The 12462-nt window shown below is 67.8% G+C and carries 7 protein-coding genes; 1 reads left to right on the top strand and 6 read right to left on the bottom strand.

Annotated features, from left to right (window positions below; translation table 11 throughout):
• The 6 genes from L880_RS33560 to L880_RS0124985 all read right to left on the bottom strand — a co-directional run.
• Window positions 1–1789: AAA family ATPase (locus tag L880_RS33560; protein WP_043330610.1), on the bottom strand; the 1789-nt coding region annotated here is incomplete at its 3' end.
• 318 nt (window positions 1790–2107) lie between these two features.
• On the bottom strand, window positions 2108–5308 hold the full coding sequence (locus L880_RS0124965) for a UvrD-helicase domain-containing protein (RefSeq protein ID WP_027477954.1): 3201 nt from the start codon (window positions 5306–5308) through the stop codon (window positions 2108–2110).
• Window positions 5305–7944 (bottom strand): PD-(D/E)XK nuclease family protein, encoded by a 2640-nt coding sequence (locus L880_RS33565; RefSeq protein ID WP_084461657.1) that lies wholly within the window; start codon window positions 7942–7944, stop codon window positions 5305–5307. Before L880_RS33565 ends, L880_RS0124965 begins: the two co-directional genes overlap by 4 nt.
• A gap of 87 nt (window positions 7945–8031) precedes the next feature.
• Window positions 8032–8355 carry a hypothetical protein gene (locus tag L880_RS0124975; RefSeq protein WP_027477955.1) on the bottom strand — a complete coding sequence of 108 codons (324 nt, stop codon included), beginning with the start codon at window positions 8353–8355 and terminating at the stop codon, window positions 8032–8034.
• A gap of 104 nt (window positions 8356–8459) precedes the next feature.
• On the bottom strand, window positions 8460–9506 hold the full coding sequence (locus L880_RS0124980) for a helix-turn-helix transcriptional regulator (protein ID WP_027477956.1): 1047 nt from the start codon (window positions 9504–9506) through the stop codon (window positions 8460–8462).
• Between the two features lie 24 nt (window positions 9507–9530).
• On the bottom strand, window positions 9531–10547 hold the full coding sequence (locus L880_RS0124985; RefSeq protein WP_084461659.1) for an ADP-ribosylglycohydrolase family protein: 1017 nt from the start codon (window positions 10545–10547) through the stop codon (window positions 9531–9533).
• Between the two features lie 219 nt (window positions 10548–10766).
• Between L880_RS0124985 and L880_RS0124990 the strand changes: the two genes are divergently transcribed.
• Window positions 10767–12462: AAA family ATPase (locus tag L880_RS0124990; RefSeq protein ID WP_027477958.1), on the top strand; the 1696-nt coding region annotated here is incomplete at its 3' end.

Below are 12462 nucleotides of genomic sequence, written 5' to 3' on the forward strand. Positions count from 1 at the left end.
CGTCCATCAGGTTGGTGGAGGCCACAAACACGCCCTCGTAGCTTTCCATCTGGGTCAGCATCTCGTTGACCTGTGACACCTCCCAGCTCTGGCCCACGGTCTGGCGGTCGCGCAAAAAGCCGTCCACCTCGTCGATCATCAGCACCGCGCCATCGTTGGCCGCCTGCCGAAACGCCCGGGCGATGCGCTTTTCGCTCTCGCCCACGTATTTGGACATCAGATCCGAGCCGCGCTGCACCACCAGCGGGCGGTCCAGGGCCTGGGCCAGCCAGCGGCCGTAGGCTGACTTGCCCGTGCCCGGCGGGCCCCACAGGCACAGCCGGGCCGACTGCGCCTGGCGCAGCCCGGCCAGCACTTGCTGCAGATCGGCGTCGGCGTGGATGAATGCCGGATCGTAGTGCTCGGGCAGCTCCTGGGTGCCCCCGGCTGGGGCAGGCAGGGCGTGGCCCTGGGCTTGCAGGGTGTTGCGCACCAGCATCTCAAACGCCTGGGTGGGCGTGTGTTGCTGCAGTTGCCCGCCCACCGCACGCACCACCGAGGCCGCCCGGGCCGCCACGGCGGGCGCCAGGTGCGGCAGTTGGGCCAGGCGGACCGTGGTGCGTGCATCCACCAGCGAGCCGCAGGCGTGGGCCAGCAGCTGCTCGCGCCGCGAGCGCGGCGGCACGGGCATCTCAAAAATCATGTCAAAGCGCCGCGCAAAGGCCGGGTCCAGGTCATCGATCGAGTTGGACAGCCAAAGCGTGGGGGTGGGCGCATCCTCCAGCAGGCTGTTTACCCAGGCCTTGCGTTTGCCGGCCACGCTGGGGGTCATGATGTCGCTGGCGAACACATCCTCGGCCTCGTCAAACAACACCAGCGCCTGGCTTTTGCGGTAAATGCGCTGCGCAGCCTTCAAAGACCGCAAACGAATCTGCCCGGGTTGCGGGCTGCCGTCGGCATCCTGGCTCACCACTTCAAACAGCGTGCAGCCCAGTGTGTGGGCCAGCAGGCGGGCCAACTCGGTCTTGCCCACGCCGGGCAGGCCGTGAATCATGATATTGACGCCTGTGCTGCGCTTTTGCAGGCAATACTGCAAGTACGGGATCAGCACCGAAGTCTGGGCCTGGATGTGCTCAAAATCGCCCAGGCTCAAGGCGCTGGGCGCGGCGGGCTGCGCCACATACCTGAACAGGTCGGCCACCGAGGCTCCCGGCATCTGAATGGCCTCGGACAAGGTGTTGCACAACAGGCTGAACTTGCACTGCAAACGATCGGCCCCCGTGCGGTTCACCGACACCAACTCTGACTGTGTGAGCTGGCTTTGTGGGCTCAGGGCCCACCGGATGCCGCTGGCAGGCAGGCCCAGCAGTTCGGCCAAAATATCGGCAAGGCGGGCATGGGTCACCATCCCCAGCAAGTCGGCGCAGTCGTCCAGCACGCGCGAACTGTGCAGCAGGCACACAAACTCCAGCACCCGGCATTCCACCGGGTTGAGATCAATCAGGTCGGCCAGGGCCTGCACGTTGCGCACCATGGCGGGGGGCGCCTCCGGGCGCGCCGAGCGCCGCTCCAGCACGGCTTGCCTGGCCCGCAGGTCTTGCAAAATCAGCTCGGCATCAAATTCGCGGCGCTCGTTCACCCAGGGGCTCAAGCCCAGGGCATGCGCTACCCCATCGTTGCTGAAGCCGTGCGGGGTCAGCAGAATGCGGTGCCCCTGCAGATTGAGCACCAGACGGTACATCCACAAGCGGACGATGCTGGGGACTTCTTCAAACGAAGCGAGGGTGCGGCGGGAAATTCGGCGTGGCATGGTGCGCTCTCCTTGGGGACTGCTGCACCTGATTGTCCGCAGGAGGGCGACAAAACGCGTCGCTTTGGTCCGGGGCGCTGTGGCCCCTGCCTAAGCCTCTTCGCCAATGCGGCGGTAGGCCACTGCAATTTGCGCCAGACGGCTGGGCCGCCCCAGGCCCCGGCCCATCGGGTGATTGGCCAACACCTTGGCCAGGCGATTTTTCAAAAGCCCCACCAGCAGCACATCCGAGCTGCCTTCTTCCAGCAGCGTGGATTGGCTCTTGTCGAGAAAGGCTTTGAGGCGCTTGAACTCCTTGGTGATCAGAGCAGAAAGATTTCAATCCACCCGCAGCACCCGCCCCCCCACCGGCAAATACAGCCACTGCTCCAGCACCGGCAGCCCCGTGCTGGCCTGCAGGGCCTGGGCGTAGGCCGCCAGTTGGGGGCCGTGCTCCTGGGCCAGGGCTTCGTCGCGGGCGCTGCCGCCGGGGTTGGATTTGTGGTCGATCAGCACCCAGCCCTGCGGGGTCTGGATCAGCATGTCGATGCGGCCGCGCAGGCGGGTGCCGTCGGGGCGGGTGGCTTCCAGGGGCACTTCGACCAGGCGGGGGCAGCCGGGCCAGCGCTGCTGGCACCAGTCGCTGAAGGCCTTGAGCTGAGCCTCCACGGCGGCCTGGGTGACGGCGTTGGCCACGCCCCACTGGCGCAGGATGTGCGCCACCTCGGTGGGCTCCAGCCGGCTCAGAGTGGCGATGCGGGCAATGCACAGGTGCAGGGCGGTGCCCAGCGCGGCCATGTCGGGCTGGCCGGCCAGGGCGATGCGCACGCCCACCGGTGTGGTTTCGGTCACGCTGAAGGGGGTGCTGCCCTCGGGGCTTTCGGCGCTGCTGGGGTTGAACCACAGCGGCGCGGCCTCGGTGCGTGGGCGGGGCTTGAAGCCGTAGCGTTCTTCGGTAGCCGGGGTCGCGTTGCGCTGGGCGCAGTCTTCGGCGCTCCAGGTTTTGGCCACGCGGGGGCAAGCCTGGCCGTTGGGCAACTGGTAGTGGGGGTTGCTGTCGGCAAACAAAATGGCGCTGGCACCGGGGATTTCGTCCACCCAGCCGCAGGCCGGGCCTGATTTGCGGGCAAAGGTCAGTAGGACGTTCAGGTCGCGGGCGCGGGTCAGGCCCACGTAGAGCAGGCGCTTGTTCTCGGTCAGGGCGTCGTTTTGCATGGCCAGCCCCAGGGGGCTGGCTTCGGCATTGACGGCGGCCTGGGGCTTTTTCCGTTTGCCCCAGGTGGGCACCCAGCAGTGCACAAAGCGTTGGCCCAGGGGCTGGGTGGGGTCAAAGTCGCCGTCGGTGCGGGCGCGCACGCTCCAGAGTGCGCTGCGCGCGGTGGCGCCCAGCGAGCTGAGCACCACCACGGGCCATTCCAGGCCCTTGGCGCGGTGGTAGGTGAGCACGCTGACGGCGTTGTCGGCCGTGGCGGCGCGTTCGTCATCGCCGGCCTCGGCCACCCCGGCCAGCCAGCGCAGCAGGCCGCCCACGGTGGCCGGGCGCTTGGCGGCGGCGCACTCGTCTTCAAACCCCTGGGCCAGCGTGAGCAGGGCCTCCACATTGGCCAGTCGGTGGTGCGCCTGGTGGGGCGTGCTGGACCACTGCGCCGCGTGCCAAGCCACCTGCGATTCGGCTGCGGCCAGGCGCAGCGCCTCGCGCGGGGTGAGGGCGGTCAGTTGGGAGCGCAGGGCCTCCAGCCGGGCCAGCAGGGGGTGGGCGGCGTCGCCCTGGGTTTTCCAGGCGTGGGCTTGGGCTCCGTCTTGCGCTAGGTGGGCCAGGCGATCGGGCAGCCATTGGTCCACGGGGGTGCCGTCGGCCAGGCTCAGCACCAGGGCGGTGGCCACGGTATCGCTCGGGTCGTGCAGGCGGCGCAGGCAGGCCAGCACAAACAGGGCCTCGGCCGTGCCCAGCAGGCCGGCGCGTGGGCTGGCCGAGGCAATGCCCCAGTGGGTGAGCGAGGCCACGGCCAGGTCCACCTCGTCATTGAATCTGCACAGAATGCCGACGTCGCCGGGCTGCAGCGCGCGCAACTTGCCACTGTGGCGGTCGGGCACCTGCAGGCCCGAGGCCAGCAGTTCGCGCACGGCCTGGCCCAGGCCCAGGTAGTCAGTTTCTTTTTTGCTGCTGCCAAACTGCCAGTTCAGCAGCGCGGTCTGGCCCGCAATGTCTTGCCGGGTGGCGCTCAGGCACACCTGCTCGGCGCTCAGTTCGGGCTCAAAGGCGTGGCCGAACACGGCGTTGCTCAAGCACACCTGGGCCGGGGTGGAGCGGCGTGACTGGGTCAGGGCCTGGCCCACGGTGCCACCCCAGCCTGGGATGGCCTGCAGCACGCCCGCAATCAGGCGGGCATCGGTGCCACGAAAGCCATAAATGGCCTGCTTGGGGTCACCCACCCAGATCGAGCGTTTGGCCAGCCGGGCAAGCTCAATGAACAGGGCCAGTTGCAGCGGGCTGGTGTCTTGAAACTCGTCCACCATCACCAGGTCCAGCTCGGCGGCCAGGGCTTGGCGCACGCTGGCGTTGTGGCGGATAGTGCGCAGCAGCAGCACCTCCTGGTCGCTGAAGTCGACCGCGCCCAGGGCTTTTTTGGCTTCGGCATAGGCGCCCAGGCCCTCGGCGGCGATCTCGAACACCCGTTGCAGGTATTGGCGCACATCGGCGTGAAACTGCGGGTGGCTTTCGTGGGCCTGGGCGGCTTCTTTGACGGCTGACAGCAGGTGCTCGACCGGGGTGCCGGCCCTCAACCCGGCGGCGGCCAGCCAGTCGGGCCAGCTCCAGTGGCCTTCGCGGAAGGCGCGCTCCAGGCGTTGCAGATCGCCCAGGCCGTTTTGCAGGTTTTGGGCCACCGCCGCGCCGGCGGCCTTTTGCGCCTCCACCATCTTCGACACGGCTTGCAGCGCGTCGCCCAGCGCATCGGTCAATGTGGCGGTGGGGTCGGTGCCTGCGGCGGTGGGTTGCGGCCAGTGGGCCAGCATCAGCTCGGCGTTGCGCAGGCCCATGGGGCGCAGGGCCGCAGGGGCGATGTCGTTGGCCAGGGCCGCATCCACCACCGCTTTGAGGGTGTTGGCCCAATCCTCCTGCTCAATGCCCAGGCGGTGTGTCAGGTGCAGCAGTTCTTGCTGGCCCTCGGCGTCCAGGGTTTCGCCCAGCGTGGCGGTGAGCAGGCGCTTGGCCTGGCCCTCGCCCAGTACGGTCTGGTCAGGCGACAGGCCCAGCTCAAAGCAAAAGCGTTGCAGCATCTGCCCGCACACGCTGTTGACGGTGCCCAGGCGGGCCTGGCCAATGGCGGTGGCCAGGTCAACCCGGCCCTGCTCAAGCAGCCAGGCGCGGGCGCGTTCGCGCAGTTCGGTGGCGGCCTTCACGGTGAAAGTGGTGGCCAGAACGGCGTGGGGCCGGGCGCTGCCATCGGCCAGCGCCTGGGCCAGGGTTTGGGTGAGCTTGTAGGTTTTGCCGCTGCCGGCACCGGCGCTGATGAATTCGATGTTCATGGTGTTGTTCATTCCCAGTTTCCGAGCAGGATCAGGTGGTCGCGGTCCCAGGGGCTGGGGCCTTTCACGGGCAGGGTGCCTTCAGGGCCTTGGTCGTCGTCGGTCGGCTTGGTGGGTACAACATCGATCTGCCCATCGGCCAGTTGGCCGGCGCGCCACTGCCAGGTGGCCCGCGCCTCATCCAGCCGGTGGGTCACGGTCTGGTCTGTCGGAGCCTGTTTGAGTTGGGCTTGCGGAAACACCCCGGGCTGCGAGACATACAGCGCCCCGCTCCCCAGAATGAAGTAGCCCAGGGCCACCGGGGCGCGCCCGGTTTGCTGCTCGATCAGGTTGGCGTATAGGGCCAGTTGCAGTGGGGCGCCTTCTTGCAGCATCTGGGCATGGCGGCGTTCGCTGCCCCATTTCATGTCGAGCGCCACCTGGCGATCGCCGGGCAGGGTCACCAGCAGGTCGATCTTGCCGGTCAGGGGCACGGGCTGAGGCTGCGCCTGCAGCGTGCCCTTGAACTCGACCTCGGTTTGCACCTGCACGGCGCCGGCGGCGCGAAGGTGGCCCAGCAGGCGGGTGATGGCCCGCTCGCAGCAGCGCTGAAAATGTTGCAGGCTCATGCCGGCGCCCTGCATCAGCAACACGGCGCCCTCGGTGCGCAGCAGCTCGTCGAGCTGGCCGTGGAACCAGGCCAGGGCCTGATCGTCAGGCCAGCGCAGGGCGTCGGGCCGGTCAAACAATTTCTCGATCACGCGGTGGGCCAGGATGCCCAGCAGGCGGTTGTCTTCTTCGGCCGCTAGGGTGGTGGCGGGCTTCAGGCGGGCCAGGCGCTTGAGGGCATACAGGGCCGGGGCATTGAACAGGTCGTTCAGCGCGGTGTACGACTGGGGGCGCTGTTGATCGGCCAGGTTCACGCCCTGGGGCAGCAGGATCTGGGGGCCCACCTGGGGCAGCGGTTGGTCGGGCACGCGCTGGCAAAGGCCCACCTGCCGCAGCGCGGCGGCGGAGGCCTCCAGGTCGATCGCGGTGCTTTCCAGGCTGGGGTCCAGCAGTTGCAGCAACTGGCGCAGCGGGTGCACCTCGTGGCCGGGGGGCGGCAGCACTAGCACAAAGCGCTGGCGGGCCGCCAGCAGCGGGCGCAGCCATTGCAGCGACAGGGCCTTCAGTTGTTGGGCCGGGTCGCGCAGCTGCACCCCCAGCGCCTGCAGGGCCTGCACCTCGGCGGGTGACCAGGGCAGGGGCCGGGTCAGCACCGGGCTGGCGGGCATCCACCAGATCAGCTCGTCGGCCGGCTCGATGCAGGCGGCGGCGCTGCGGGCCGAGCGCAGGCAGCCCACCTGGGCTGCGGCATGGGGGTTGCCGGCACCGGCCGGCGTGGCCTGGGCCAGCAGTTGCTCGATGTCGCGCGGCAGCAGGGTGGCCACGCCCTGGCGGGCCATTTCGCTCAGGCTGTCGAACACGGCGGTGCACTGGCGGTAGGCCGGGGCGTAGGTGGCGGCATCGGCGGCCTGGCCCGACAGGCGCCGGCGCAGCACGTCCTGCAGCCGGCCCACGCGGGCCAGCACGGCTTGCACCGGGGCGCCTTGCTGGCGCGGCCAACGCTCGCCCTCCAGCCAGAATTCAATCTCCAGCAGGCGATCCGCGCCCCCGTCTTCGGTGGCCAGCTGGGTTTTGACGGCTTGCCAGGCGCTGCCGCCAATGCCGGGTTGCTCGGCCACGGCCGCGGCCAGCCGGGCGCGGGCGCGGCGGCTGAAAGGGCCCACGGGGTGGCTCAGAAAATCAAGCAGGCGGTGGATGTCCAGCGGGGCCCAGCACATCTCCAGGGCCAGGCCCAGGGCCTGCAGGGCGGGGCGCAGGGTACTGGGCTCTTCAAACCCACAGTTCACCCCGCCGCTCACGCGCAGGCTGGCATCCAAGGAGTCGCCCCGCTCTTCGGCCAGCACCAAACGGTCGCCCGGGAGCGCCGCGGTGTGGGCGCTGAGCCAGCGCTCGGCCGTGGTGGCGGTCAGGGCCCGCACCAGTTGCACGCTGCCATCGGTGATGCGGGGCAGGGCGCTGGGGGGCTCTTGCCCGGCCATCACCCGCAGCGCTTTCTCTTGCAGGGCGCGCAGGGCGCCGCTGCCTTGCGGTGTGGGCAGGGCCACCTGCACCGCGGGCAGGCAGGCCAGCACCCGGCGCCACAGCAGCGGAAACTCGTCCAGCGGGTCCACTAGCGTGACGCCGGTGATCGGGCCGGGGCCGGTGGCCTTGAGCACCTGCTCCACCCGCACCAGGCGCGTGGCCTCGCCGGGCGGCATCAGCGCCGCCGCAGTGGCTTCGACCGCGGCCAGATCCAGCAGGCGGGCGGGCTGGCCCGCCTGGGCGTCACCCTGCCAGCCGCCCAGCAGCCACTCTTCGCGCCAGGCCAGCAGCTGGGCCGCGGTGCCCACGCTGTCGGTCTGCAGCGACGCGCTGTAAAAGCGGTTGCCGTGGTCGTGTTGTTGCAGCTGGCCCAGGTAGAGGGTCACCCGCTGCGCCGCCGCCACTTCGGGCTGGGCCAGGCCCAGGTAGGTTTCAAGCAGCGACAAAAAGCCCATGCGGCCCAGCAGGGGGGCGTTGAAGCTGTTGTCGGGTGAGGGGCCCTGGCGGGCATCGAGGCTCAGGCCGAAGGTGATGTGCATGGTGCGAGTCCGGGTGGGGTGTCTGGGGTTTTGAGGTTCAAGCGGGGGGCTTGAAACACAGGGCCTGGGTGTGTGACCTGCGCGGTCTTAGGCCACCCAGCCGATCTTGCGCACCGCTTCCAGACCGCTACCAGGAACGATGTGCGTCACGAAGGGGTACTGGGTCAGTTGCAGCGTGATGATGGTTTCATCGTCAACACACTCGCCCTCTACCTTGCAAAACACATCCACCCTCCAGGGGCCCTCTTGCGAGGTCTGGTAAAACGGCGCCCGCTGATCGGGCAGGTGGTCGTAGAAAGTCAGGTTGAACACGCCTGAGAACGGGGCGCTGTCTCGGTAGGTCACGTTGGACAACACGACTTGGTCACCCTCGTTGGCTTCGCTTTGCTCAAGGATCTGGATGGGCCTCATGAACTGAACCTTTCAGGGGTGAAAGAAGATGTGAACTGCGTCGCTGGCCCGATCATCCACCGGCCATGCGACAAAATTGGACGCTTGTTTGAGCGCTGTGCGTCTCACTCGTAGTGCGCCAGGGCCTTGCTGAGGCGGGCCTTCATCTCGTCGCGCACCGAGGCCGGGCCCACCACCTCGATCCAGCCACCCATGCCCAGCAGCCAGGGCACCAGCAGCATGGTGACGGGCAGGCTGGCCCGCACGCGGAACCAGGGGTCGTCGCCTTGGGGTTCGGTGATCACCTGGTCGGCCGTCAGTGGGCGCTCTTTGAAGTGGTAGATGGTTTCGGGGGCCACGCGCAGTTCCAGCTCGATGCGGCTTTGCTCGCCGATCTGGTGGCTGAGTTGGTTGGTGTCGGCGATGTAGCGATCCAGATCAAAGCCCGACTGGATCAGTGCCGGTGCCTTGGGGTTGACGTTCAGCTCCTGCACCCGGTGCAGGGCGAAGTGGCGGGGGCGGTCGGCAAAGCTCTCGGTGCACAGCATGTACAGGCTGCCATCCTTGGCCACCAGGCCCTGGATGCTGGCCTGGCGGCGGGTTTCGTAGTCTTGCGAGTTCTTGTAGCTGAACACCACTTGGTACTGGTGCTTGATGCCATACAACACCTGTTGCAGCACCTCGGGTCGGATAGTGGCGGGTTGGCGGCCAAAGCCGTCGCTGACCAGGCGGATGCGGTCGCGCAGGCGTTTGAGCTGGGGCGAGGCGGCCGTCACTTCCAGCGCCACGTCCACCATGCCCGAGGCGCTCAGGTCGGCGCTCTGGCGCAGGGGCGTGCTGACCAGGTTTTGCGCCAGTAGCAGGTTCAGGGCGGTTTCGCTGCTCATCTGCCACAAGGCCAGGTCCGACAGCTTTTTGTAGTAGCGGTACTCGCCCCCGTCGTCCACGCGCTCGATGGGCGAGACGCTGGCGGGCAGGTCGGGCTCGCCACCCTGGCCTTTCGTCAAAATCAGCAGATAACGCTGGATGGTGCGGATCTGCGCGGTGCTGAGGCTTTCGTCCGCCCCTTCATCCAGACCGTAGTAAAGCTGGCCGATGGCCCGCGCGGTTTTGGCCTGCTCAGGTTTGACGGGCAGCAGGCTGATGATGCGGTTGGCAACGCTGTGTTTCATAGGGGCTGTTCAAGGAGTGTCAGATCAGGCCAGGGGAGCTGGCGTCATGAGCTTGTGCACCATCGTTTGCAGATCGATGGTGCGCAGCCAGTCTGGGCGGGGTCGACCCAGGCTGGTGTCGCATGCCAGCAGGGCGCTGCGCTGAGCCGGGGCAATCGCATCCACCCCTTGGCAGGCGCCGATCAGCCCGCCGGTGATGCAGGCATTGGTGTCGGTATCGCCCCCGGCGGCCAGCACTTCGCTCAAGGCGGTTTCAAAGGCGGTGTTGCGGGCCAGGTGGGCAAAGGCCAGGATGAAGGCGATGCGCACATGGCCCACGTTGTGCTGGCAGTTGGGCAGTTGCTGGTTTTGGGCCTGGGCCAGCCAGTGGGCCACCTCGGCCGGGGCGTCTTCGTGCATGGTCAGAAGATCGCTGGCCTGGCGCAGTGCCCCGCTGTGGTCGCCGGGGTTCATCACCAGGTGCCGTATGGCCAGCACATAGGCGGCGCAAGCCCATTGGCAGCAGGGGTGGGGGTGGGTGAGGCGGGCGTCTTGTAGGGCAGCGTCTACCGCCACCTCGGGGCGCACGCGTACGGCCCACACCCCCAGGGGCGAGGCCCGCATCAGGCAACCATTGGCCTGCGAGGCCGAGTTGTGCACGGCGGCGTTGCGCACCAGCAACTGGGCCAGGTGCGGGTCGTCCAACTGGCCTTCGCCCAGCGCACTGGAGGTGGCAAAGCCCACGTCAAAAGGTTCAGACAAATACCAGGCCCGGTAGGCATGGGCCACCCTGGCCGCGTTGTAGCGCGGCTGGCCGCTCAGGGCCTGCAGCAGCGCCAGGCTCATCTCGCCGTCATCGGTGATCTGGCCGGGGGCGGTGTTGAACACCCGGCTGCCCACCATGCCCAGGGCATGGGCCACCTCATCGGGGCGGGGCGTGTGCCCCAGAAATTCGAGCGTGGAGCCGGCGGCATCGCCCACCAGGGCACCAAAAATGGCACCCAGGCCATAAGGCAGCTGTGCAGGGTTCAAACCGGGGGAGGGGGTGTGGGCTGTGGTCATGCCATCAGCGTAAAGCCCGGGTGCGACAAAAGCTGACGCACGGTATCAAAAGCCGATGAACCAAGTTGCCTACTCCCTGATGCGTCTGTTTTTTTCGTGAGGCTGGGGACACTGACTGGGCTCGCATTTCAGAAAAACACCTTCATGTCTCTCAACTTTGCCATCTATCCCACCACACACACCATTGTTCCTCGAATTGTGCGCTTGTGGATGTTTCGGATGGTGATTCACCTCAAAGGCCATCGCAACCTGATCCAGGCGCGTGGCCTGAGCGACGACGGCGTGGCCCACGCCCTGGGGTTGGGCATGTACGTGCTGAAGGAAACCGAGTTTTCGCCCGCGCAGGTGTTGCGCGAGTTGCAGGCCGGCCACGCGGCCCTCGAACGCCGCGCCGGCGAGTTGCGTGTGCCGGCCGCCCTGGCGCGCAATGTGCAGGCCCTGGCCGCCCTGATCCAGCTGAGCCCGGTGGAGTGCCGGGTGCTCGAGTTCACCTGCCTGCTGCACTCCAGCCGCGTGCTGGACGACTGCGCCGATCTGCTGGGCGAGTTCAATCAACCGCAGTTGCTGGCTGCCCTGTCGGTCATTCTGGGCCTGCGCCGCGCTGATCTGCAGGCCGTCTTGCAAGGGCAGGGGGCCTTGTTTCAATCCGATTTGGTGAGCGTGGCAACGGGCGGCTCCCGGCAGCTCAAAGCCAAGCTGGAGCTGCTGAACGACGCCTTGGCCGAAGCCTTGCAAAGCCCGGACGCCTGCCTGACCGATATTTTCAAGATCGTGGCCCGACCCGCACCGCCGCCCAGCCTGTCGCTGGCCGATTTTGAGCACCTGCAGCGTCCACTGGCCGTGCTGCTGCCGTACCTGCGCCACGGCCTGGCGCAGCGGGTGCGGGGCATCAACATCATGGTTCATGGCCTGCCGGGGGTGGGCAAGACCGAGCTGGCCCGGGTGTTGGCCCATGCCCTGAGCTGCCCCTTGTTCGAGGTGGTCAGCGAAGACCCCAATGGCCGGGTCTACTCGGGCGAAAAACGCCTGCGCTCGCTGAGCGCCGCGCAATGCGCTTATGGCCAACAGCAGGCCTTGCTGCTGTTCGATGAAGCCGAAGACGTGTTTGTGGCTGATGGCTTTGAAGCCTGCGTGGCCAGTGGCCGCAAAGCCTGGGTCAACACCTTGCTCGAAGAAGGCCGCCTGCCCACGCTGTGGCTGTCCAATTCGATCGACGACCTGGACCCGGCCTTTGCGCGGCGCTTTGACATGATTTTTGAGATGCCCGTGCCGCCGCGTGCTCGGCGCGAGCAACTGCTGGCCCAGGCCTGCGGGCCCTTGGTGGACGCACGCACCACGGCCCGCCTGGCCCAGTTGCCGCACCTGGCGCCCGCCGTGGCGGCCCGCGCCGCCTCGGTGGTGTGCGCAGTGGGGGCGGGCCTGAACGGCCTGAGCCCCAGCGATGCCTTTGCAATGCTGGTAGGCAACACCTTGGTGGCCCAAGGCCATCCCCTGCCGCCGGCGGCGGGCGCTGCCGATCTGCTGGACCACTTCGACCCCGCTTTTCTTCACGCCGACGCAGATCTGCAACAAGTGCTGGCCGGGCTGCGCCAGGCGCAGTCGGCCCGGCTGTGCCTGTGGGGCCCGCCGGGCACGGGCAAGTCGGCCTACGGCCGCTGGCTGGCCCAGGCCCTGGACCGCCCGCTGGTGGTGCAGCGCGGCTCGGATCTGATGTCCAAATACGTGGGCGAGAGCGAAAAGCGCATCGCCCGGGCGTTTCGGCAGGCGGCCAACGATGGCGCGGTGCTGATGATCGACGAGGTGGACGGCTTTTTGCGCGACCGCCAGGCCGTGGGCCAGAGCTGGGAGGTGTCACAGGTCAACGAGATGCTGACCCAGATGGAAAGCTACGAGGGCGTGTTTGTGGCCTCCACCA

Source organism: Curvibacter gracilis ATCC BAA-807 (assembly GCF_000518645.1).
GTDB lineage: Bacteria > Pseudomonadota > Gammaproteobacteria > Burkholderiales > Burkholderiaceae_C > Curvibacter > Curvibacter gracilis.

Bases quoted from the DNA above. Each gene is read 5' to 3' on its own strand.
- L880_RS33565 (WP_084461657.1), bottom strand. From the start codon at position 7,944: ATGCACATCACCTTCGGCCTGAGCCTCGATGCCCGCCAGGGCCCCTCA.
- L880_RS0124985 (WP_084461659.1), bottom strand. From the start codon at position 10,547: ATGACCACAGCCCACACCCCCTCCCCCGGTTTGAACCCTGCACAGCTG.
- L880_RS0124975 (WP_027477955.1), bottom strand. From the start codon at position 8,355: ATGAGGCCCATCCAGATCCTTGAGCAAAGCGAAGCCAACGAGGGTGAC.
- L880_RS0124980 (WP_027477956.1), bottom strand. From the start codon at position 9,506: ATGAAACACAGCGTTGCCAACCGCATCATCAGCCTGCTGCCCGTCAAA.
- L880_RS0124965 (WP_027477954.1), bottom strand. From the start codon at position 5,308: ATGAACAACACCATGAACATCGAATTCATCAGCGCCGGTGCCGGCAGC.